The sequence below is a fragment of the Tardiphaga sp. 215_C5_N2_1 genome, assembly GCF_052076055.1.
Lineage (GTDB): Bacteria > Pseudomonadota > Alphaproteobacteria > Rhizobiales > Xanthobacteraceae > Tardiphaga > Tardiphaga robiniae.
Window position 1 is genome coordinate 6077984 of the sequence record NZ_CP197240.1, and the last position, 23087, is coordinate 6101070.

The 23087-nt window shown below is 61.2% G+C and carries 20 protein-coding genes; 10 read left to right on the forward strand and 10 right to left on the reverse strand.

Features of this window, described 5'->3' with window-relative positions; all coding sequences use genetic code 11:
* The first annotated feature begins 4 nt into the window (after window positions 1–4).
* Window positions 5–835, forward strand: coding sequence for an ABC transporter permease (locus AB7828_RS28865; protein WP_089268033.1), 831 nt, complete (start codon window positions 5–7; stop codon window positions 833–835).
* A 5-nt stretch (window positions 836–840) separates the two neighbouring features.
* Window positions 841–2496, forward strand: coding sequence for a dipeptide ABC transporter ATP-binding protein (locus AB7828_RS28870; protein ID WP_439063155.1), 1656 nt, complete (start codon window positions 841–843; stop codon window positions 2494–2496).
* A gap of 50 nt (window positions 2497–2546) precedes the next feature.
* Here AB7828_RS28870 and AB7828_RS28875 read toward each other — a convergent pair whose 3' ends face one another.
* The 9 genes from AB7828_RS28875 to AB7828_RS28915 form a co-directional block, all read right to left on the reverse strand.
* On the reverse strand, window positions 2547–3524 hold the full coding sequence (locus tag AB7828_RS28875; RefSeq protein ID WP_231077759.1) for a Bug family tripartite tricarboxylate transporter substrate binding protein: 978 nt from the start codon (window positions 3522–3524) through the stop codon (window positions 2547–2549).
* Window positions 3525–3699: 175 nt separating this feature from the next.
* Window positions 3700–5382 (reverse strand): nickel ABC transporter ATP-binding protein NikE, encoded by a 1683-nt coding sequence (nikE, locus tag AB7828_RS28880; protein ID WP_441231856.1) that lies wholly within the window; start codon window positions 5380–5382, stop codon window positions 3700–3702.
* The gene (locus AB7828_RS28885) at window positions 5382–6230 is read right to left on the reverse strand and encodes an ABC transporter permease (protein ID WP_068737405.1); all 849 of its coding nucleotides are present in this window, start codon (window positions 6228–6230) and stop codon (window positions 5382–5384) included. Before AB7828_RS28885 ends, nikE begins: the two co-directional genes overlap by 1 nt.
* The gene (locus tag AB7828_RS28890) at window positions 6227–7258 is read right to left on the reverse strand and encodes an ABC transporter permease (RefSeq protein WP_170849808.1); all 1032 of its coding nucleotides are present in this window, start codon (window positions 7256–7258) and stop codon (window positions 6227–6229) included. Before AB7828_RS28890 ends, AB7828_RS28885 begins: the two co-directional genes overlap by 4 nt.
* A 112-nt stretch (window positions 7259–7370) precedes the next feature.
* A complete protein-coding gene (locus AB7828_RS28895) occupies window positions 7371–8987 on the reverse strand; it encodes an ABC transporter substrate-binding protein (RefSeq protein WP_093761070.1) in 1617 nt (538 codons plus the stop codon).
* A gap of 150 nt (window positions 8988–9137) precedes the next feature.
* A complete protein-coding gene (locus AB7828_RS28900) occupies window positions 9138–10568 on the reverse strand; it encodes an NAD(P)-binding domain-containing protein (RefSeq protein ID WP_441231857.1) in 1431 nt (476 codons plus the stop codon).
* The gene (locus tag AB7828_RS28905; RefSeq protein WP_441231858.1) at window positions 10565–11323 is read right to left on the reverse strand and encodes an SDR family oxidoreductase; all 759 of its coding nucleotides are present in this window, start codon (window positions 11321–11323) and stop codon (window positions 10565–10567) included. Before AB7828_RS28905 ends, AB7828_RS28900 begins: the two co-directional genes overlap by 4 nt.
* Before the next feature lie 4 nt (window positions 11324–11327).
* Window positions 11328–12302: an NAD-dependent epimerase/dehydratase family protein gene (locus tag AB7828_RS28910; RefSeq protein ID WP_441231859.1), complete on the reverse strand. Its 975-nt coding sequence runs from the start codon at window positions 12300–12302 to the stop codon at window positions 11328–11330.
* Window positions 12303–12447: 145 nt separating this feature from the next.
* Window positions 12448–13194, reverse strand: coding sequence for a GntR family transcriptional regulator (locus tag AB7828_RS28915; RefSeq protein WP_175368168.1), 747 nt, complete (start codon window positions 13192–13194; stop codon window positions 12448–12450).
* Between the two features lie 205 nt (window positions 13195–13399).
* Between AB7828_RS28915 and AB7828_RS28920 the strand changes: the two genes are divergently transcribed.
* The 5 genes from AB7828_RS28920 to hydA are packed head-to-tail and all read left to right on the forward strand — an operon-like array spanning window position 13400 to window position 18215.
* Entirely contained in the window at window positions 13400–14404 is a 1005-nt protein-coding gene (locus AB7828_RS28920) for an ABC transporter substrate-binding protein (protein WP_441231860.1), read from the forward strand.
* Window positions 14405–14412: 8 nt separating this feature from the next.
* On the forward strand, window positions 14413–15228 hold the full coding sequence (locus AB7828_RS28925; protein WP_441231861.1) for an ABC transporter permease: 816 nt from the start codon (window positions 14413–14415) through the stop codon (window positions 15226–15228).
* 3 nt (window positions 15229–15231) lie between these two features.
* Entirely contained in the window at window positions 15232–16020 is a 789-nt protein-coding gene (locus tag AB7828_RS28930; protein ID WP_441231862.1) for an ABC transporter ATP-binding protein, read from the forward strand.
* Complete coding sequence (locus AB7828_RS28935) at window positions 16017–16742, forward strand: maleate cis-trans isomerase family protein (RefSeq protein WP_175368172.1); 726 nt, start codon at window positions 16017–16019, stop codon at window positions 16740–16742. Before AB7828_RS28930 ends, AB7828_RS28935 begins: the two co-directional genes overlap by 4 nt.
* Before the next feature lie 48 nt (window positions 16743–16790).
* Window positions 16791–18215, forward strand: coding sequence for a dihydropyrimidinase (gene hydA, locus AB7828_RS28940; RefSeq protein WP_441231863.1), 1425 nt, complete (start codon window positions 16791–16793; stop codon window positions 18213–18215).
* Here the strand turns inward: hydA and AB7828_RS28945 are convergent.
* Window positions 18201–19091 (reverse strand): LysR family transcriptional regulator, encoded by an 891-nt coding sequence (locus tag AB7828_RS28945; RefSeq protein WP_441231864.1) that lies wholly within the window; start codon window positions 19089–19091, stop codon window positions 18201–18203. The genes hydA and AB7828_RS28945 overlap by 15 nt on opposite strands.
* 95 nt (window positions 19092–19186) lie before the next feature.
* On the opposite strand from AB7828_RS28945, the gene AB7828_RS28950 reads away from it, so the two are divergent.
* From AB7828_RS28950 to AB7828_RS28960, 3 genes are all read left to right on the forward strand, one after another.
* A complete protein-coding gene (locus AB7828_RS28950; protein ID WP_441231865.1) occupies window positions 19187–20161 on the forward strand; it encodes an NAD(P)H-dependent flavin oxidoreductase in 975 nt (324 codons plus the stop codon).
* 50 nt (window positions 20162–20211) lie between these two features.
* Window positions 20212–21396, forward strand: a complete 1185-nt coding sequence (locus AB7828_RS28955) for an ABC transporter substrate-binding protein (protein ID WP_441232336.1) — start codon at window positions 20212–20214, stop codon at window positions 21394–21396.
* 83 nt (window positions 21397–21479) lie between these two features.
* Complete coding sequence (locus tag AB7828_RS28960; protein WP_441231866.1) at window positions 21480–22997, forward strand: acyl-CoA synthetase; 1518 nt, start codon at window positions 21480–21482, stop codon at window positions 22995–22997.
* Window positions 22998–23087 lie beyond the last annotated feature (90 nt).

Here is a 23087-nt window from a genome sequence, read left to right on the forward strand (position 1 = left end):
TATGATGTCTACGCTCAAATCGTTTCTCCGCCATCCCACCGGGATGATTGGTCTGATCGTCCTCCTCGCGGTGGTCCTCCTCGCGGTGACGGCTCCGTGGCTGTTCCCCGACGACCCCTGGGATATGGTCGGCGCGCCGTTCCAGCCGCCGTTCAGCGAAGGGCTCTGGCTCGGCTCCGATATGCTCGGCCGTGACGTCGCTGCCGGCATCGCGCATGGTGCGCGCATCTCGCTGATCATCGGCGTCATTTCGACACTGACCTCCCTGGTTATCGGCGTCACCATCGGCGCCATCGCCGGCTATTTCGGCGGCAAGGTCGATGAGGTGATGATGCGCATCACCGAGCTGTTCCAGACCATCCCGGGCTTCATTCTTGCGATTTTGCTGGTCGCGACCATCGGACCGAAGATCTCCAACATCATCTTTGCCATCGGCATCGTCAGCTGGCCGCCGCTGGCACGCCTGACGCGCGCCGAGTTCATGCGGCTGCGTGGGCGTGAATTCGTTCAGGCTGCGGTCTGCCAGGGCCAGCGTCCGCTGACCGTGGTGCTGCGCCGCATCCTGCCGAACGCGATCTCGCCGATTATCGTCACCGGATCGCTTGCGGTCGCCAGCGCCATCCTGATCGAGAGCGCGTTGAGCTTCATGGGTCTCGGCGATCCCAATCTGATGTCGTGGGGCTTCATGATCGGCGCTGCGCGCACCGTGATCCGGCAGGCGTGGTGGATGAGCGTGTTTCCCGGTCTAGCCATCCTGCTCACGGTGCTCGCCATCAATCTCGTGGGTGAAGGTCTCAATGACACGCTGAACCCCCGTATCTCACGCAAGCGATAGTATCCATGACCGACAAAACACTGCTTGCCATCGAGAACGTCTCTATCAGCCTGCCGCCGGGCGCAGATCGTCCTTTTGCCATCGAAGACGTATCGCTCACCGTCAACCGCAACGAAATCGTCTGTCTGGTCGGCGAGTCCGGCTCCGGCAAGTCGATGACCGCGCATGCGATCCTGCGACTGCTGCCCGACCGAACGGGCGTTGCGCAGGGCAGCATCAGCTTCAATGGTAACGACATCGCCAAGGCCGATGAGCCGACAATGCGCAAGCTGCGCGGCGGCGCGATCTCGATGATTTTCCAGGAGCCACTCAGCGCGCTCAATCCGCTGGCCCGTGTCGGCCAGCAGATTGCGGAATCGATCATCACACACACCAAGCCGACGCCGTCCAAGGAGGCGGTGGATGCGCGCGTGCAGGAACTGATCCGCGACGTCGGTTTGCCGGATCCGGTGGCGCTCGCGCGCAGCTTTCCGTTCCAGCTCTCGGGTGGCCAGCGCCAGCGCATCATGATCGCGATGGCGATGGCCAACAATCCGGCGCTGCTGCTGGCCGACGAGCCGACCACCGCGCTCGACGTGACCACGCAGAAGCAGATTCTGGCGCTGGTGAAGAAGCTGCAGTCGGAGCGCGGCATGGGCGTGCTGCTGATCACCCACGATTTTGGCGTTGTTGCCGATGTCGCTGATCGCGTCGTGGTCATGCGCAACGGCCGTGTCGTTGAGCAGGGCACCGTCGACGAGGTCCTGCGTAATCCGAAGGACGATTACACCAAGAGCCTGATCGCCGCCGTCCCCGGCGCGCGCTCGCTGACCAAAGCCGATCGCAAGATCACCGGTGAGCCGTTGCTCGATGCGGTCGGGCTGAACAAGACCTTCATCACCAAGCAGGGCATGTTCCTGCCGCCGCGCCGGACCGATGCAGTACAGAATATCTCGCTCGGTCTGAAGGCGCGCGAGACCGTGGCCATCGTCGGCGAGTCCGGTTCGGGCAAGTCCACGCTGGGTCGGTTGATCATGCGGCTGATCGAGCCTGATACCGGCTCGGTGCATTTCGATGGCAAGGATCTGCTATCACAGCGCGGGGAGAAATTGCGCCAGATGCGCCGCAAGATTCAGATCGTGTTCCAGGATCCCTTCGCGGCTCTCGATCCGCGGCAGAAGGTCGGCGACGCGATTGCCGGCGGCCCGATTGCCTATGGCACGCCCTCCAAGGAAGCCATGGCCGATGCCAAGCGCCTGTTGGCCCGCGTTGGCCTACAGGAGAGCGCAGCCAACCGCTATCCGCACGAATTCTCCGGCGGTCAGCGGCAGCGCATCTGTATCGCGCGTGCGCTGGCCCTGAAGCCCTCGGTGCTGGTGGCGGACGAGGCCGTCTCGGCGCTCGACGTGTCGGTGCAGGCGCAGGTGCTGCAGCTCCTCGCCGAACTGCGCGAGGAGATGAATCTGGCCATGATCTTCATCACCCATGACTTGCGTGTCGCCGCCGAAATCGCCGACCGCATCGTGGTGATGCGGCGCGGCGAGATCGTCGAGCAGGGCGAAACGCAGAAGATCTTCCAGAATCCGAGCGACGCTTATACGCGTGCGCTGCTGGATGCGATTCCCGGCCGCGCGATGTTCGCCGGTCCGGGTGCCAGGCAGGCGGAAGTCGTTTCCGTATAAAATTAAGCCCGCCAGACTCTGCGTCTGGCGGGCTTCGTAATTCTACCAGGTCAATCCAGCTTGACGTTGGCCTCGGTCACGACCTTGCGCCAGCGCGCCACCTCGGCCGACACCATCTTGCCGAAGTCGGCACCGGCCACATCGGGCACATCGGAGCCGTTGCGTTCCCACGCTTCCTTGATCGCCGGCACCTGCAATGCAGCTTTCAATTCCTTCGCCATGCGCTCGACCACGTCGGGCGGCGTGCCCTTGGGGGCGAACAGCCCGTACCAGGTGGCGACTTCATAATTCGGCAAACCGGCTTCCGCCGCGGTCGGCAGATCGGGGAAGGCTGCCACGCGCTTCGGAGCGGCAATCGCCAGCGCGCGGAGTTGCCCCGCGCGGATTGGCGCGGCGGACGAGCCGAGACCGTCGAACACGACGGGCACGTGACCGGCGATCAGGTCCTGCATGGCCGGTCCGGCGCCGCGATAGGGCACGTGCTGGATCTTGGTCTGGGTCAGGATCTTGAACAGCTCGCCGGCCAGGTGATGCGTCGTGCCGGCGCCGGCCGATCCATAGGAGAGCTTGTCCGGGTTGGCCTTCGCATAGGCGATGAATTCACCCAGTGTCTTGGCGGCGACCTTGTCTGGATTGACCACGATAACCTGCGGTGGTCGTGCGATCAGCGCCACCGGGATGAAGTCTTTCTCGATGTCATAATCGAGGGTGGGATAGAGCGACGGGGCGATCGCGTGATGCGCGGCGCCCATGAAGAAGGTGTAGCCGTCAGGCGCCGCCTTGGCAGCCGCCGAAGCGCCAACCGTGCCCCCGGCACCGGCGCGGTTTTCGATGATGACGCGCTTGCCGAGCTGGGTGTCGAGCTGCGCCGCCAGCGGCCGCGCAAAGGCATCGGTGCCACCACCGGCGGCGAAGGGAACGATGAAGGTGACTTGTTTCTGCGGCCACTGGGCGTGCGCGCCGGTCGTGATCGCAGAACAGCTCGCCATGACGGCAAGCAAGGCAACGTGAACGGCTTTGATCCGCACGGAATCCTCCCGATTTTATTGCGTCATTGGGGACGCTTGGTCTTATGTTCTGCGAGATAAGGCGCGGATGCAAGGTATCCGGCGCCGGTACAACTCACACTATAGTCGGTATGGTTACGCCAATGGAACCGGACAAGGCCGACAGTTGGGGCCTTTCGCCGCTGGCCACCCGCGGCTAGGCGCCGGCGGCCATTTTTTCCGCGGCGATCATCTCGATATGCGGAACTGCATCGACGAGCTCGCGGGTATAGGAGGTTTTCGGGCTGTCGAACAGCTGATGACTCTCGCCTTCTTCGACGATGGCGCCGTTGCGCAGCACGATGGTCCGCTGACACATCATGCGCACGACGTTGAGATCGTGGCTGACGAACAGGAAGGCGAGATTGTCTTCGCGGCGCAGACGGTCAAGGAGCTGCAACACCACCGCCTGAACGGAGACGTCGAGCGCGGCCGTCGGCTCGTCCAGCACCAGAAGCTTCGGCCGGCAGGCAATCGCGCGCGCGATGCCGATGCGGGCTTTCTGGCCGCCCGATAGCTGGTGCGGAAACCGTTCCAGCAGATTGGCGGGGAGGCCGACGCGGTGAGCGCATTCGCCGACGCGCTGGCGCAACGCCGCTCCATTGCGCATGCCGAGCAGGCGGATCAGCGGATGCGCGATACAGTCGAAGGCGTTGAAGCGCGGATTAAGGCTGTCGTTCGGGTCCTGGAAGACGATCTGGATCTCGCGGCGCTGCGGCGCCCGGTGGAAGTCTCGCGCGGGAATATGGCTGATCGACTGGCCTTTGAAATTGATGGTGCCTTCGCTCTGATCGAGCAGGCGGCAGATCATGCGCGAGGTCGTGCTCTTGCCGGAGCCGGACTCGCCGACCAGGCCGACGCTTTCGCCGGGCGCGATGGCCATCGAGAAATTTGCGACACCGACAGTGCCGTCGTCGAAACGTTTGACGAGATCGAGAACTTCCAGCAGCGGCGGCGTGCCATGCGCCGGCTTTGGCGGCGGAGCGAGGGGCACGGCCGGTACCAGTAACTTCTCGTCGTCGGTCACGAGATCCTCGACCCGCGAGGTCGCGGTTGGCGACGCTGCGACGAGCCGCTTGGTGTAGGGATGCTGCGGCGACCGGAACAGCGTCAAGGCGTCGGCTTCCTCGACCAGCCTGCCCTGTTCCATCACCACGACGCGGCGGCAATAGCGGGCGGCGAGGCCGAGATCGTGGGTGATGAGGATCGTCGCCATGCCCCGCTCGGCGGCGATGCTGGCGAGGAGATCCATCACCACCTTTTGCGTGGTGACATCGAGGCCGGTGGTCGGCTCGTCGGCGATCAGCAGCGCCGGATTGCTGGAGATCGCCATGGCGATCATGACGCGCTGGCACATGCCGCCAGAGAGCTCGTGCGGATACGCGTTCATCCGCTTCTCTGGATCGCGGATTTTCACCGCCCGCAGCAATTCGAGGGATTGCGCGCGTGCCTCGGAGGCGGAGATCTTGCGATGCGCCAGAATGGCATCGGCGATCTGCTGGCCGATGGCGCGGATCGGGTTCAGCGCGCCGCGCGGATTCTGGAAGATCATGGCCATCGCCGAGCCGTGCATCTCGCGCAGGCTGGCGCTGGTCATCTTGGTGATGTCGCGATCACGGAAACTGATGCGGCCGCCGGAAATTTTACCCGATGTATCCAGCAGGCGCGTCATCGCAAAACCCGTGACGGATTTTCCGGAGCCGCTCTCACCGACGATCCCCAGCGTTTCGCCCTCGGCAAGCGACAACGAAATTCCGCGCACGGCCTCAACCGGGCCGCGGCGCGTTGAAAAGGTGACCTGAAGATTCTCGATATCGAGCAGCGGTTTTGGTGTCGTCATCACGTTCGCTGTCTCGGATCAAGAATATCACGCAGCCCGTCGCCGAGCAGATTGAAGCAAAGCACGGCGAGCATCAGCGCCAGGCCGGGAAACGCGACCAGCCACCATTTGCCGGTGGAGATGAAACGCGCGCCTTCAGCGACCATAATGCCCCATTCAGGCGTCGGCGGCTTGACGCCGAGCCCGATAAACGAGAGGCCGGCAGCATTGATGATGGCCCAGCCGAGATTGAGCGACATCTGCACTACCATCGCAGGCAGCACATTGGGCAACAGAAAGCGCAGCACCACCGAGACATGGCTGTCGCCGCAAGCGCGAGCGGCCTCGACCCAGCCGAGGTTGCGGCGCACGTTCACTTCTGCGCGTGCAAAGCGGATATAGAACGGCAGGTTGATGATTGCGGTGGCGATCACGATGTTCTCGACGCGATTGCCGAGGGCAGCGACCATGGCCATGGCCAGCACGAATAGCGGGAATGCCATCAGCACGTCGACGAAGCGGCCAACAGCGCGATCCAGCTTGCCGCCCGAATAGCCGCAGAGGGCGCCGATGACAGCGCCCAGCGCAAAGGAGATGCCAACCGCAGAGACGGCGATGGCGAGGTCGAGCTGTGCGGCGACGATGATGCGGCTGAACACATCGCGGCCAAGCTGGTCGGTGCCGGCCCAATGCGCAGCACTCGGCGGCATCAGCGCATTCTGAACGTTCGATGCGATGGGATCATAGGGTACGATCCACGGACCGAAGATGCCGACAAAGATCAGCAGCGCGGCGCCGATGGCGGCGATGCCGGTAATGGGATTGCCGCGCAGGATGAAGGCGGCGTGTTGAAGTGTTGCGCTGCTCATCCGATGGAAATCCTGGGGTCGGCGATGCCATAGAGCACATCGACGACGAGATTGACGATAACGAAGACCGAAGCCATCAGCAGCACGAAGCCTTGCACCGGGGCATAGTCCGACGACAGCAGCGCGTCGAGCGCGTAGGAGGCGACGCCTGGCCAGGAAAACACTTTCTCCACCAGCACATTGGCGCCGAGCATGGTCGAGAACACGATGCCGGCAATGGTGATGACAGGCAGGATCGCATTACGCAGCGCATAGGTGACGATGATGCGCCACCATGACAGCCCGACAGAACGCGCAGTGCGAACGAAGTCGCTGCCGAGCGAGGCCAGCATCGAGGCGCGGGTGATACGCGCCAACGGGGCGATCACAAACAGCGCCATGGTGCAGGCCGGCAGGATCAATTGCTTGAACGCGGCCCACCAGCCATCGAAGTCGCCGGCGAGCGCAAAGTCGATCAACAGGAAGCCGGTATGTGCTGGCGGCAGGGTCGTGAAGATATCGACGCGCCCGGTCGGATCGGGCGACACGCCGAACAGATAATAGAATATATAGATCAGCAGCAGGCCCGACACGAAGGTCGGGACACAGACCCCGAGCGCGCAGAAGAGCCTCACGCCATGATCGACCAGCGATCCTGGTTTCAGCGCTGCAAGGACACCCAGCGGGATTGCGAGAACAAGTGCGATCAGAAGTGCCGAGAAGGTGAGTTCGAGGGAGGCCGGCAGGCGCTCACGCAAGTCCTTTGTGACGTTCTGGCCTGTCATCAGCGAACGGCCAAGATTGCCGCGGCCGACGTCATACAGATAAAGGAACAGTTGCTGTGGCACGGGCTTGTCGAGACCCATCTGTTTGCGGATGGTCTCGATCTCTTCCTTGCCGGAGTTGGGTCCCGAGGCAAAGAACACGGCGGGATCACCCGGCAATACGCGCATCAACAGGAAGGTGAAGATCAGCACGCCGAACAACGCAGGCAAGGAGGATGCGAAGCGTCGCGCTGCACGGATGGCCGTTGCGCCGAGAGTCGTCATGATCGGTTACTCGTAGTCATGGGCAGCTCGCTGAAGTTAAGTTCGCAAGCTGCGTAGATCCGAAGCGCCGCTGAGGGGCGCTTCGGGATTCGCTCGCATGGTGCTCGGATGATCACTTCCGGCTGAGGTCGCGGTAATCGACCTGGCGATGGAACTGATAGGTGTAGCCCGTCAGGTTCGAGGCCATCACCGCGTCCTGGCTCGGCTGCCACAACGGAATCTGGGGCATCAGGTCGAAGTTCATCGCGTTCAGCACCTTGCCGTCGGCTTCGTACTTGGCCTTGTCAGCCTCGAAACGAGCCTTTTGCGCGACCGCGGTCAGCTCGGCATTGTCGATAGAGCTGTAGTTCCAGCGCTGGTTGCCAGTGTAGAAGTTGCGGTAGAAGTAGTCGGTCGACGGCAGCCAGGCAACGATGCCTTCGGTGAAGAAGGGCAGCTTCTTCTCGGTGATCTGCGTCGACATCTGTGCGTCCGGCAGCTTCTGGATATCGACCTTGATGCCGATCTTGGCGAGCGATTCCTTCAGCAGCGCAGCCATCGGCTCAGCCGTCGCCGACTGGCCGACATTGAAGCTGAACGTGGTCGAGAAACCGTCCGGATAGCCTGCGGCCTTCAGATAGGCCTTGGCCTTTTCGAGGTCGAGCTTGATCGGCTGCTTGATCGGAAATGCACCGCTCGGCGGCTTGCCATCGGCCCAGGTCGCGCCGGCCAGCAAATCACCGCGGCTGAAGAGTGCCGCCTTGAACATATCGTCATAAGGTAGCGCATAGGCCACGGCACGGCGCACGTCCGGCTTGTCGAAGGGCGCCATCTGGTTGTTCATCGAGATGAAGGTAATGGCGTTATATTGTGGCGTCGAGATCACCTGCAGCTTGCCCTTGGCCTCTAACGCCTGCGCGTCGCTGGCCTGCAGGTCGATGACGATATCAGCGTCCCCCTTTTCAACCAGATTGGCGCGCGTTGCCGGCTCCGGCACCGACTGGATGATCAGGCGCTTGAAGAAGGCCTGCTTGTCGCCGGCGGCACGATTCCAGGCGTCGTTGCGCTTGAGGATGACCTGCTCGCCGGGCTTGAAGGTCTCGACGATATAGGCGCCGGACCCGGCGGTGTTTTCCTTCAGCCAAGCTTGTGCCCACGGATCTTCCTCGGTGGCGTGGGCCTTGGCGAGTTTCGAGTTGATGATGATCGGATAGACCGTGGCGAGGTTTGGCAGCGCCAGTTTGTCCGGCTGCGGCAGTGTTACTTCGAATGTCGTGGGATCGATCACCTTGAACTGGCTGGCATCGGTGAGCGAACCGGTCAGCAGCTGCGCCTTGCCAAGGATCTTGGCGGTGACGGCGCGGTCGAGCGACCACTTCACGTCTTCGGCCGTGACCGGCGAACCGTCCTGGAATTTCGCATCGCTGCGCAGCTTGAAGGTGATTTTCAGGCCATCCGGGCTGACCGTGTAGGACTCTGCGAGTTCGCCGCGGATGGTGTCCAGATCGAACACCCATTTGCCATTCAGTTGCTTGCGGCCGAACGACACCAGACGATCATAGGTCGAGAGGCTGACAGCGAAGGCTTCGCGGGTCGAGCCGGGAATATTGGGATCGAGCGTGTTGACGGCGGCGCCGGTCACGTAACGCAGCGTCTCGGCGCGGGTCTGCGCCTTGGCAGGAACGGCAGCGGTGAAAAATGCCAGCGCTGCGGCGGCGCCGAGCATCTGCTTGGAATAGATCAGTCCCATAACCCTATCCTCTGAATTCGACGGAAACTCTGAACGGACTCGTCAGTGCCGAGGCTGTCGAGCGACGCATCCACTGAAGCAAGGAACGCGCCAAACGATGGTCGATAGGTGCCAAGCGGAGAACTTTCCCCGTCGGGATAATTTGGTCATTTAGCTTTTTGCCGCAGCTTCCGTCGCCCTTGCAATGGTCACTTGTGGAACGTCGTAGGCCTCGAACGCGGTCCAGTATCGCTCGATATCCGCGCGGAACAAGCCGCGCGTCAGACCATGCACCAGTTTCGGGATCGCGGTGGTCATCGCATTGATCGATGACCCCGACGGGCCGAAGCTCATGGTGGACGCAATTGCGAAAAGATGGATGTCGGCGATCCACGGCGTGGTGCCGGGAACGCGTTCCATCAGCGCGTAATCGTCCGCGAGATAGGGGAAACGACCGAGGCGTGGGCTGATCTCGGTATCCGGCGGCTGGTAGCGATCAGACCAGATCGCGATATTGCCGGCGCAACTCTGCAATTCTTGGCGAGTCGAGAAATCCATGTCGATGCCGGTGCCGCAGATCACGAAGTCTGCGGTGAAGGTACCCTGTGGTGTCTGCAGCGCAACTTGGTTGCCTATTTTTTGTGCCGACTGAACGGGCGCGTTTTCGTGCAGATGGAAGCCGGCATGCCGTGCACAGCGATCCCAGGTCGGCTGTGGGAAGCCTTCGCGCAAATCCATCAGCCGGCGCATGAAGCGCCAGCGCCAGGCATCGTCGAGCTCGCTGAAGTGCCGCAGCAACCCGCGGAAGGTCAGCCAGTGATAGGGCTGGACGATCTGGATTTCCGCGCGGCGGCACAACAGGTGCACCTCAGCGCCGGCTTCGAGCGCGGTTGCCGCATTGTCGAAGGCGGATGCGCCGGCGCCGATCACGGCGACGGTCTTGCCGCTCAGAGCATCGAAATCGATATCCGCGGATGCATTCACGCAAAGCGACGATGGCAGGTGCTGGAGTTGCTCCGGAATCATCCAGTCGCCCATGCCTTCCTGTCCTGTCGCCAGCAGCACCTTGCGCGCATGGACAGTTTCGATGCCGCCGGCGCTCTGTACGGTTGCTGCAAGCAAGCCGTTCGCGGCAGGCCCAATGTCCAGGACCTCGCAGCCATTGCGTACGGGCACGCCGGTAATGCGCCTGAACCACAGCAGATAGTCCGCCCAGTGTCCGCGCGGGATGCGATCGAGCGCCTGCCAGTGATCCTTCCCGAACATGGCTTCGTGCCATGACTGATAGGTGAGAGCGGGGATATCCAGATCAGGACCGGTGAAGTGTTTGGGGCTACGCAGCGTCGGCATGCGGGCGTAGGTGAGCCAGGGGCCTTCGCGGCCTTCGGCGCTTTTGTCGACAACGAGTATATTGGTGACCTGCGATCGTAGCAGGCCAAAGGCCGCTGTGACGCCGCCCTGTCCGGCGCCGACGATCAGCACGTCCAGCGCGGCTGTGCCGTCCGGCGCGGATTTCGGCTGCAGCCACGGCATGTTCGGGTGGGCAATCTTGTGGAGATCGTCGCGGACCTGCGCTTCCAGCGCTGCGAGAGCGTCGCTCATGCTGCGAGCCATCCGCCATCGACCGGCATGACCGTGCCGGTCGTGAACGAGGATGCATCGCTCGCCAGATGCAGCGCGGTCTGCGCGACTTCCTCGGCCAGACCGAAACGCTTCATGGCGTGACGATTGCGCGAGGCATCGCGCACGGGTTCGGGGTCCGCATGGCGCGCGAAACTGCGGCGCAGCAGCGGCGTGTCGATAGCGCCCGGCGCGATGGCATTGACGCGAATGCCATCAGTCGCGAAATCCACGGCCATGGTGCGCGTCAGGCTGATGATCGCGCCTTTCGCCGCGATATAGGCGCTGTTGCCCTTGCCGCCGGCGATCGCGAGCTGCGAAGCCAGCGTAATGATCGAGCCCTTACCTTGCTTCTGCATTTGCGGGACGGCCGCACGCGCCCACAGCCAGGTGCCGCCGACATTGGTGCGAAACACGGCGTCCCAATCTTCTGGCGCTGTGGTCACCACGGTGCCGCCGCAGGAGAACCCGGCCGAGGTCATCAACACGTCAAGCTGACCGCGTCGCGCGACGATCTCCCCGACCACGGTCTGCGCAAAATCGCCGTCGCCGACATCGCCGACATGCATCGATGCCTCGTTTGCATTAGGCAGCATCGCCAGTGTTTCTTTCAACGCCGCCTCGTCGCGATCGACCAGTGCGACAAACGCGCCTTCCTGTGCGAACAGCCTGGCACTGGCCTGGCCGATGCCAGAGCCTCCGCCGGTGATGATTGCCGTACGCCCCTGAAGTCTCATGTCATCATCCTATGCTGTGCCGCGCCGACCAGTCGATCAGATCCGCGGCTGAGTCGGCGCAGCCGAATTTGGCGCGCCATCCGAATTCCTGCTCCAATCGCGCGACCGATAGCGGTGCCCTGTCGCTGTCACTGTGCAGATCGATGGTTGGGGTTTCGCCGGTGCTGGCCAGGCGGCAAACAAAGCCCGGATTGGATTCCGCCAATTGTTGACCCCATTCCAGCGCTGACCACCGGGTGGCGGTTGAGATGTTGTAGAGGCGATGCTGCGTCTTCGGCGCTTCGATCAGCAAAGTCATGGCATCGGCGACATCAGGCGCATAGATCCAGTCCCGCACGCCGGAACGGACCAGAATGGCGGCGCTCTGCTTCGCGTGCGCCGCGAAAATCTGCATCAGCGGGCTGAGCGTATCCCGTACGCCTGTTGCGCGCTCCCATGGTCCAAACACGGCGCTGAGCCGCACGCTGATGAAATCGGTCTGCCAGAGCGCGGCAAGACGCGATGCGACCTTCTCGGATGCGAATTTGGTGATGGCGTAGAGCGAGACGGGATCGCAGGGCAGCTCTTCATCGAGCAGGGGATATTTGAACGCCGAGGCGCCGTAGGCGCCGGCGGACGACAGATTGATCACGCGTTTGACGCCATGGCGGTGTGCTGCCGCGAGGATCGGCGTTTGCGCCATCAGGTTGACTTGCAGGATGCTTTCCGGATCAGCGGCATCGCGCTCTGTGCTTGCCGTGATCGCAGCGCCGAGAACAATGGCATCGAAGCCGGTGGTGACGACACTGTCGATCAATGTCCGGTCGAGCACATCGCCGATGATCACCGAAAGCCTATCGCCATAGTCAGCGAAGGCAAGCTGCGCCGCCGGTGGCAGGCCCGAACGGTCGAACAGGGTCACCACATGGCCGCGCTTCAACAGGGCTTCCGCGATATTCAGCCCGACAAAGCCGGTGCCGCCAAAAATGAGAATCTTCATCGATCAACCTGTGAACCGCGAGGCGGTCCTTCGTCCCTGTTTGGACCATCGCGCTCGATGCCCCAAGCACGTTTTGCAGGCGTGTGGCGATTATGCGGTGTGCAGCGATACGGGCCCAGGCTTTATTCGTCGTGATAGAGGTCTGCTAGGTCTTCGCATCGGTCGCAATCTTCAATGTCGCAAGAACGGCATCGCCCGTCTTGCGCGTATGCGCGCTGAGGGAGGCTGCAAATCCTTGCGCATCGCGCGCGCGAAGCAGAGCCATGAAAGCCTCGTGTTCCTTTACGGATTCCGTCCACCGTGCCGCATCATAATTGGCGGTGGCGCGTGCCCGATAGATATTCGCGTTCAACGTCGTCCAGATATTGAGGAGCACGGGATTTTTGGCGAGCCTGGTAATCTCGATATGGATGTCCTGGTTCAGCCTGAAATAGGCCGGGCGCGATGCTTCGCGATGAAGGGTAACAAGCTGGTCGTGCATCGCACTGAGCCGGGCAATATCTTCATCCGTCGCGCGCATTGCGGCCTCGGCGCCGGCAACGCCGTCCAGTGCGACCATGATCGCAAAGCTGTTTGCGATTTCTTCCCTGTCGACCGGGGTGACGACAGGGGTGCGGTGAGGGCGCAGTTCGATCAGCCCTTCGGAGGCCAGTATCTTGAATGCTTCGCGCAACGGTGTGCGCGATACGCCGAACGTTTCGCACAACATCTTTTCTGGCAAAGGGGCTCCGGCCTGGAGTTCGCCATCGACAATCATTTCGCGCACCTTCGCGACGAGTTGATCGTGCAGCGACATACGGTCCAGCGGCCGTTTTGAATGATCCGAGGAGAGCTTCAGCCGTGTCGGCTTGAAGCGCGTCCGAAGCTTCGCGCGTGGGGCAATCTCACTCATGGTTCAGTTTCTCGGGTGGCGAGGTTGCCTCCAAACGACATCCTTCGCCCAAAAATGCAGCATCGAAATCGAGATGATAATAATTCATAGTAATTGATATTACTATATAATTTTACGATTGTATATCGTATCCGGATTGGCATGAGGCTTGCTGGGTGGTGGACGTATCGTGAATTCACCGCCACCCGCTCCGGAGATTGCGACGATGAAGAAAAATCTGCTCGGCATTCTGATTGCGCTTTGTTTGGCATCGATCGCCCCGGCCGCGATGGCCCAGTCCGAGTCGGTGATCAAGCTCGGCTATGCGAAATGTGCGCATTGCACACCGATGTCACTCACCCCGCAATATGCCAAGGGCGTTCAGATCGATGCGGTTGGATTTAACACAGGCACGGATGCGCTGACTGCGCTTGTCTCGAAGAATATCGACGTCGCCCAGGTGACCTATCTTCATTATGCGATCGCGCTCGACAAGGGTTTCGACGTGGTCGCCATTTCCGGGCAGGTCAATGGCGGTTCGGCAATGTTGGTCGGTAATGATCTGTCGATCGTTCCTAATGACTGGGCTTCGCTCAAGAAAGTCATCGCTGACTACAAGACAGCGGGAAAGCCATTCCGCGTCGCGGCGTCCCGCGGTAACGCGCAGGACATTCATATGCGCGGCGCCTTCGCCAAGCAGGGCATCGACATCAACAAGGATGTGCAGTTCGTCAACATTCCCAATCCCTCCGATCACCTTCAGGCGCTGCGTCGCGGTGAAATCGAGCTGATCTGCACCGTGGAGCCCTTCGCCACCCAGATCCTTCAGGCCAAGGCCGCCAAGATGTTCGGCCTTCCCTACGATCAGGCTGCGGGAAAGCTCACCAACCTGATTCTGACGCGGTCGGATGTCGTCAAGGACAAACCGAAGCAGCTCGAAGAGACCGTGCGTGCGGTTGTGAAAGTCGATGAATTCGTCGCGGCGGACAAGGGTGCCCTAATCGAAGTGATCTCCAAGATCACCGGCCTCGACAAGGCCATCGCCACAGGCGCTGTCGAAAACCTCGATCCGGATCCGAAGATGTACCGCGCATCGGCGCTCGCCATCGCGGCGATGATGCGCGACCTGAAATACATCAATTCCGACGTTTCGGCGGCTGTCGAGAAGAACATGGACTACCGCTTCCTGGAGGCCGCCACGGGCAAGCCGAAATCCGAACTCGGCTACTGAGCCTGGTCATGCTCCGGGCTCTCGCAATGTTCAGACGACTGGATCGGTATATCGTGCCGGTCCTGATCCTCGCCGGCTGGGAAGCGTTTTCCCGATCGGGTGCGCTGCCAGCAGCACTGCTGCCGGCCCCGTCGACCGTGGCGTGGGCCTGGGCGGATTGGGTGTTCGGCACCGATGGCAATACCCAGACCTATAGCGGCAACTGGCTGTTCGACATGCTCGCCAGCCTGTCGCGCGTTCTTGCGGGTTTCGCCATCGCCACGGCGCTGGCCGTGTCGATCGGAGTCGCCATCGGATGGTCCCGCACTGTCGAGGTGATCATCGAGCCGACGCTGCAGACGCTGCGGCCGATCCCGCCGGTGTCGTGGATTCCGCTTGCCATCATCTGGTTCGGCATCGCCAACAAGCCGGCGATTTTCCTGGTGTTCCTCGGTGCGTTTTTTCCGATCCTGCTCAATACGATTCACGGCGTGAAGACCTGCGATCGCAATCTGATCCGCGCCGGCGCGATGGTCGGCGGCGGCAATCGCCAACTGCTGCGCTTCATCGTGCTGCCGGCCGCGCTGCCCAGCATCTTTGCCGGTCTGCGGATCGGCATCGGCTCGGCCTGGATGCTGACGGTGACGGCGGAGATGGTCGCTGTGAAAAGCGGTCTCGGCTATGTGCTGTGGGATTCCTATTATTTCCTGCGCTACGACCTTGTGCTGGCTGCGATGGCCAGCATCGGTCTGCTCGGTTTTCTCAGCGACTTCGGCATCCGTCTCGTGATGGCGCGCGTGCTGCACTGGCAGCGCAACACGACGATCCAGAGCGGGGAGAGCTAGGTCATGGCGACGATCGAAATCTCCGGTGTCTCCAAAATCTTCAAGGACGCGAAACGCAAGGCCGATGTCACGGCTCTCGACCACATAAATATCAAGGTGGAGAAGAATCAGTTTCTCTGTCTGCTCGGCCCCAGCGGATGCGGCAAGTCCACGCTTCTCAATATGATCGCAGGCTTCGAGAAGCCGTCATCCGGCACCGTCACCGTCGATGGTCAATTGATCACGGCGCCCGGTTCGGAGCGCGGCGTGGTGTTTCAGCAGGCCAACCTGATGCCGTGGCTCCCGGTCTGGGAGAATGTCGGCTTCCACCTGCTGCTGCGCGGTGGCCAGAAGGCCGTGCGCCGCGAAACAGCACAGCGCTATATCGACATGGTCGGGCTCACGGGATTTGAAAATCATTATCCGTCCGAACTGTCAGGCGGCATGAATCAGCGCGTCGGCATCGCCCGTGCATTGCTGATGAATCCGCAGGTCATCCTGATGGATGAGCCGTTCGGCGCGCTCGATGAGCAGACCCGGATGGATATGCAGAATGAACTCGTCCGGATCTGGCAGGAACACCAGGGCACGATCGTTTTCGTGACGCACGGTATCGACGAAGCACTGACGCTGGGCACGCATGTTGCCGTGATGAGTGCCCGCCCGGGGCGTATACGCGAAATCATCCCGTTGGACCTGCCGCGGCCACGCGACATCACCAGCCCGCAGTTCAACGAAATCAAACGTCACGTTCTCGATCTGCTTCGATCTGAACGGACGAAACCATCCCTCGAAACTCTGGATCAACCATGACCAAACGTGTCCTTCTCGGAATGCTGACGCCTTCGTCGAACACGGCGCTGGAGCCGATCACGACTGCCATGCTTGGCGAATTGCCCGAAGTCTCGGCGCATTTCTCGCGTTTCAAGGTCACGGAGATCGCGCTGTCGAACAAGGCGCTCGCCCAATTCGATAATTCGGAAATCCTGCGGGCCGCAGAATTGCTGGCTCATGCGAAGGTCGATGTCATCGGCTGGAATGGAACATCCTCTGGCTGGCTCGGCTTTGAGGCGGATGTCCGCCTGTGTGAGCAGATCACCGCAGCAACCGGGATTCCTGCGACGACGTCGATGTTGGCTCTCAATGAGATTCTTGAACATCAAAAGGTGAAGCGTCTGGGGTACGTGACGCCATATCTGGACGATGTTCAGGCCAGGATTCTGGAGAATTATGAAAAGCTGGGCTTTGCGTGCCAGGGTGAACGCCATCTCGGCCTGCAGGATAATTTCTCGTTCTCCGAAGTGCCCGTTGTGCAACTTGAGGATATGACGCGGGACGTGGCCAAGGAAAAGCCAGACGCTATCACGATCATCTGCACCAATTTGAGAGTTGCACCATCCGCGGCGAAACTGGAAAGGGAGACGGGCATTCCGGTCTATGACACCATTGCCACGGTGGTCTGGAAATGCCTGAAGATGGCTGGCGTCGATACCAAACGCGTCACCCAATGGGGATCGCTGTTTCAGCAAGTCTAGTATTTGTCTGTATGCAACCTGCGTTGCTGAATTGATGAGGTTTTGCTCATGACCGCTTTCGATACCGTCATTCGTCATGGCACCATTGCAACCGCGAGCGAAACCTACAAAGCCGATGTCGGTATCAGGAACGGCCGCATCGTTGCCATCGGCGAAGCGCTGACCGACGCGAACGAGACGGTCGATGCAACCGGTCTGCTGGTGCTGCCCGGCGGTATCGACAGCCACGTTCATATTGCGCAACCATCCGGCCCCGGCATCGTGATGGCCGACGATTTCGAAAGCGCCACGCGCGCCGCAGCCTTCGGCGGCAACACTTTCGTGATGCCTTACTGTCTGCAGGCGAAGGGCCAACCGATCCGCGAGGCGTTGAAGAATTATCACACGCTTGCCGATCAGAATTGCCATATCGATCATTCCTTCCACCTGATCATCGCCGATCCCAGTGAAGCGGTACTCGGGCAGGAGCTGCCAGCCTTGATCGCCGATGGATACACCTCGCTCAAGGTCTTCATGACCTATGAAGACCTTGCACTGAGCGATCTGCAGATCCTGCAGGTACTGGCCGTGGCGCGTGAATCCGGTGCACTGGTTCAGGTTCATGCGGAGAATTACGACGCCATCCGCTTTCTGGTCGACAAGCTCGAACGCGACGGCAATGTCGGCCCGTATTTTCACGCCAAGTCGCGGCCTATCGTCGTTGAGCGCGAGGCCACGCACCGGGCTATCTCGCTGGCGGAACTGGTCGATGTGTCGATGGTGGTGGTTCATGTCTCCAATCGGGAGTCCATGGAAGAGATCCGCCGCGCTCAGATGCGCGGGTTGACGATCCATGGCGAGACCTGCCCGCAATATCTCGTGCTGACCGAAGAGGATCTGAAGGATCTGGGTATGGAGGGCGCGAAATATGTCTGCTCGCCGCCACCGCGCGATCTCGCCAGCCAGCAGGCATGCTGGGAAGGTTTGCAGCAGGGCGTATTCTCCCTGTTCTCGTCGGATCATTGCCCGTTTCGCTATGACGACGTGCAGGGCAAGCAACCACCCAACGCGCGTACCAGCTTCCGCTGGATTCCGAACGGCATTCCCGGTGTCGAGACGCGCCTTCCGATCCTGTTCTCGGAAGGTGTCAGCAAGGGCCGCATCACGCTCAACCAGTTTGTGGCACTGACCTCGACCAATCATGCGAAGACCTATGGCCTCACCGGCAAGGGCTCCATCGCCATCGGCTACGATGCCGATATCGCGCTGTGGGATTCGAAGCGCCAAGCAACGCTCACCCAGGCGAACCTGCATCACGGCGCCGATTACACGCCTTATGAAGGTTTGGAGATTACGGGCTGGCCGGTGGCAACGATGCTGCGCGGGAAATTCGTGACGCGTGGCGGCAAGCTAGTCGGCGGAAAAGGCGAGGGACGCTATGTCAGCCGTGCGGCGCCATTTCCCGGCAAGGGCGCGACATCATCGGCCGCGTAACAGCGCGCGGTCGTCGCGCGCGCAGGCCGTGATGAATTCCAGCACGGCGCGCACCGACGGTTGATCGATGAGGTCCGGATGGGCCAGCAGCCAGATGTCTGAGAGGCTGGCCAGCTTCTGCGGTGCCACGCGGATCAGATCCGCATGGGCGTCGCCGACGATGCATGACAGCACGCAGATGCCAATTCCTGCGCGGACGGCTGCAAGCATATCCGCTTGCGACGAGCAGCGGATGGCGACGGTGGCGTCCCTGGTGATGTGGTCGCTCCAGCGTCCGAGTTCGGAATTCGACGATTTGTCGGCGAAGCCGATGACAGTGTGGTCCTTCCAAGCGGCCCGCTGTTCGGGCAGCGGGCATCGCGCTGCGTAATCGCGCGAGGCGTAGAAGCCAACGCCGAGCTTGGCGATTTTCCGTCCGGTGAGATTTTCGTCGCCGGTCTGATACAGCCGCAGCACGATGTCGGCTTCGCGCTTGCGTACGCTGACCGGGAAGGGATGCGTCACCAGCTGGATCTCGACATGCGGATGCTGGCGGATGAAAGCGCCGATATGCGGCATCAGCCAGAAATTCGCCAGCGTCGGTCCGATCGACACCTTGACCACGCCGCGTGCGCTCTGGCCCGACGCGCCGGCGGCAGCTTCTGCTTTCAGCGCGGCCTCGGCCATCGCTTTGGTGCTCTCATGAAAGCGCCGCCCGCGGGCAGTCAGCACCAGCCCTTCGTCGGAGCGCACGAACAGCTTGGTGCCAAGTTGCTTCTCCAGCGCCGCGACCTCGCGGCTCACGGTCGGGTGGCTGGTGCGCAACTGCCTGGACGCGCCGAGATAGCTTCCGGCGTCGACCACGGCATTGAAGGTGCGACAGAGATCCCAGTCCATGTGATCAAATCCGGAAGGCTTATTGTTCAAATTCGAACAACACGCACGGGCGGTCAACCCCTATAGTTCGATTATAAAAATATAAGGAAACGCTTATGTCGCTCCCCAAAGCTCTCGATGGCACCCTCGAGCTGCCTGTGCTCGGTTCCCCGCTGTTCATCGTCTCCGGTCCTGAACTCGTCATTGCGCAATGCAAGGCCGGTATCGTCGGTTCGTTTCCAGCGCTGAATGCGCGGCCGGTGGAAGTGCTCGATCAGTGGCTGACGCGCATCGGGGATGAGCTCGGCGAATACAAAGCGAAGAATCCCGGCAAGAAGGTCGCGCCCTATGCGGTGAACCAGATCTGCCACGCGTCCAACGACCGGTTGATGAAGGACATGGAAACCTGTGTGAAGCACAAGGTTCCGATCATCATCACCTCGTTGCGCCCGCCCTCGGAGATCGTCGAGGCCGCGCATTCCTATGGCGGCGTCGTGTTTCACGACGTCATCAACGTCAAGCATGCGCGCAAGGCGGTCGAGCAGGGGGTCGATGGTTTGATCCTGGTCTGCGCCGGTGCCGGTGGTCATGCCGGTACGTTGTCACCCTTCGCGCTGGTGCGCGAAGTGAAGCAGTGGTTCAAGGGGACTGTGCTGGTATCTGGTGCAATCTCCGACGGCTACGGGATTGCGTCGGCGCTCGCGCTCGGCGCAGACCTCGCTTATATGGGCACGCGCTTCATTGCGACCGAAGAAGCTAATGCCGACCCGGCCTACAAGAAGGCGCTGACCGAATTCGCCGCGCATGACACGGTCTACACCAACCTGTTCACCGGCATTCACGGCAACTATCTCGGCCCGTCCATCGCAGCCGCCGGCCTCGATCCCGACAATCTTCCGGTGGCTGACAAGACCAAGATGAACTTCGGCTCCGGCGGTAACATGAAGGTCAAGGCCTGGAAGGACATCTGGGGTTGCGGCCAGGGTATCGGCCAGATCGTTGATGCTCCCCCGGTGGCAGAACTCGTGGATCGCCTGAAGCGCGAATATGCGGAAGCGACCTCTGACTTTGCGAGACGGGCACGCGCATAAGCGCGGCCCGATAAAAATATAACGGGGAGAAGACAATCATGACCTCAGTCATGCTGAGGACGCTTGGGCTGTTCGCTTTTGCCGTCTGCGTGAATGCGCCGACGCAAGCTGCGGCCAACAGCAAGGAAGAGATCAAGATCGGGCAGACGCTTCCCTATAGCGGTCCGCTCTCGGGCTTCGGCGTGATCGGCCGCGCGCAGGAAGCCTATTTTGCCAAGCTCAACGCCGAAGGCGGCATCAACGGGCGCAAGATCAAGTTCATCAGTCTCGATGACGCCTATTCGCCGCCGAAGACCGTGGAGCAAACCCGCAAGCTGGTCGAGCAGGACGAAGTCCTGATGATGTTCGGGACGCTCGGCACCGCGACCAACAACGCGGTGCATCGCTATTTGAACAGCAAGAAAATCCCGCAGCTGTTCGTGCTATCAGGCGCGACCAAATGGGCGGATCCGAAAGGTTTTCCGTGGACCATGCCGGGCATGGCCGCCTATGAATCGGAAGGCGTTGTCTACGCCAAGCACGTGTTGAAGACCAAGCCGGATGCCAGGATCGCCATTCTCGCGCAGAACGACGATCTCGGCAAAGACTATGTGGCTGGCTTTAAACGCGCGCTGGGCGACAAGGCCGCCAGTATGATCGTATCCGAAGCGACCTATGAGACCAGTGCGCCGACGATCTCGTCGCAGCTTGCGGCGCTCAAATCGTCCGGCGCGAATGTGCTGTTTGGCGCGGTGGTCGGCAAATTCTCGTCGCAGATGATCAAGGGCGTTGCGGAAATCGGCTGGAAGCCGGACCTGATGTTCGTCCCCACGTCCGCTTCGTCGATCACCTTTCTGGAGCCGGCAGGTCTGGACAACGCCACCGGCCTGATCACGTCGAGTTATCAGAAAGACATCAACGACGCGTCATGGGCTAACGATGAGGACGTGAAGGCCTATTTCGCTTTCATGAAAGAGAGTCTGCCGTCAGCCGATCCGCGCAACACCAATTATGCGACCGGCTTCCTGAATGCGCATCTCATCACGCATATCCTGAAGGCGTGCGGCGATGACGTCAGCCGGGAGAATATCCTGCGGCAGGCGATGTCGATGAAGAACGTCAAGCTGCCGCTGTTGCTGTCGGGTGTCACGGTCAATACCGACAAGGATGACTATCTTTCGTTCCAGCAACTGCGGCTGCGCCGTTTCAACGGCAAGAATTGGGAAGGCTTTGGCGAATTGCTCGACGACCAGTGAGCATCTGTACCATCACATCGACAGAACAAGGATCGAAGCCAGCGATGGCTTCGATCGATTCAAAAACAATATAAGGGCGGACAATGATTATCAGCGGCGACCGGGCGATCAGCTATCCGGACATCATGCAGCGCATCGCCAAGGTGGCGACCGGGTTCAAGAGCCTCGGCGCAGGCGCCGATGCGCCGGTCGGCATGATGCTGCGCAACGATTTCGCGCTATTCGAGACTGCGTTCGGCGCAGGTGCGCTCGGCGCGCGTGTGGTCCCGATCAACTGGCATCTTAAAGGTGAGGAGGTCAGCTACATCCTCGCCGACAGCGGTGCGAAACTGCTGGTCTGCCACGCTGATCTTTTGCCGCAGATCAAAGATAATTTGCCCGCGGGATTTCCAATCTTGATCGTCCGCACGCCGCCGGAGATCGCAGTCGCCTATGGCGTTGCCGAAGCTGCGACCGAGGTGCCTGCAGGCGCCACGGACTTCGATGCCTGGCGCGAGTTGCATGCGCCGGTGGAGAACGCGCCGAAGCGCGCGCTGACCATGTTCTACACGTCGGGCACCACGGGCCGTCCCAAGGGCGTGACGCGTGCGCCGATGACGCCCGAACAGGCAGCGGCATCCGAGCGCGTCGGCGGCATCGCCTATGGGCTGAAACCAAACGAGGATCAGATCATCCTGATGAACGGGCCGATGTATCACTCGGCGCCGAGTTCCTATGGGCTGATGGCATTCCGTCATGGCAGCACGATCGTGCTCGAACCGCGTTTCGATCCCGAGGATCTGCTGCAGCTCACCGAGAAGCACCGCATCACCAACATGCATATGGTGCCGACTATGTTCGTGCGGCTGCTGCGTCTGCCGGACGAGGTGAAGTCGCGCTACGACCTGTCGTCGCTACGCTTCATCATCCATGGCGCAGCGCCGTGCCCGATCCATGTGAAGCAGGCGATGATTGCGTGGTGGGGACCGGTGATCAACGAATATCTCGGCTCCACCGAAACCGGGGTGCCGATCTGGCATTCGTCGGAGGAGGCGCTGAGGAAGCCGGGCACTGTCGGTCGCACCATCGAGGGGGGCGTGGTCAAGATTTTCGATGTGGACGGCAAGGAATGTCCGGTCAATGTGCCCGGTGAAATCTTTATGCGGCAGACCTCGGTGCCGGATTTCGACTATCAGGGCCGCCCGGACGCGCGGGCGGAAGCCGGTCGTGAGGGCCTGATCAGCGTCGGAGACGTCGGCTATCTCGACGAGGACGGCTATCTCTTCATGTGTGATCGCAAGCGCGACATGGTCATCTCTGGCGGTGTGAACATTTATCCCGCCGAGATCGAAAACGCGTTGATCGGCATGGACGGCGTGCGTGATTGCGCGGTGTTCGGTGTGCCTGATGACGAGTTCGGCGAACGGCTGGTGGGCTGCGTCGAACTCGAAGATAATGCGCAGCTCTCCTCGTCCGAGATCCAAGCCTATCTCAAGCAGCGGTTGGCGAACTTCAAAGTGCCGAAGACAATCCATTTTCATGATGCGCTGCCGCGCGAGTCGACCGGCAAGATCTTCAAGCGCAAGCTGCGCGATCGATACGGTGCCGCGCCGGTCGCTTAATCGCCAATGGTCGTCGCAAGGACTCCGTGCGATGACGGCGCAAAAAAAAAGGCGCCGGGCTCGTTGCTCGGCGCCTTTTCTTTTCGATGA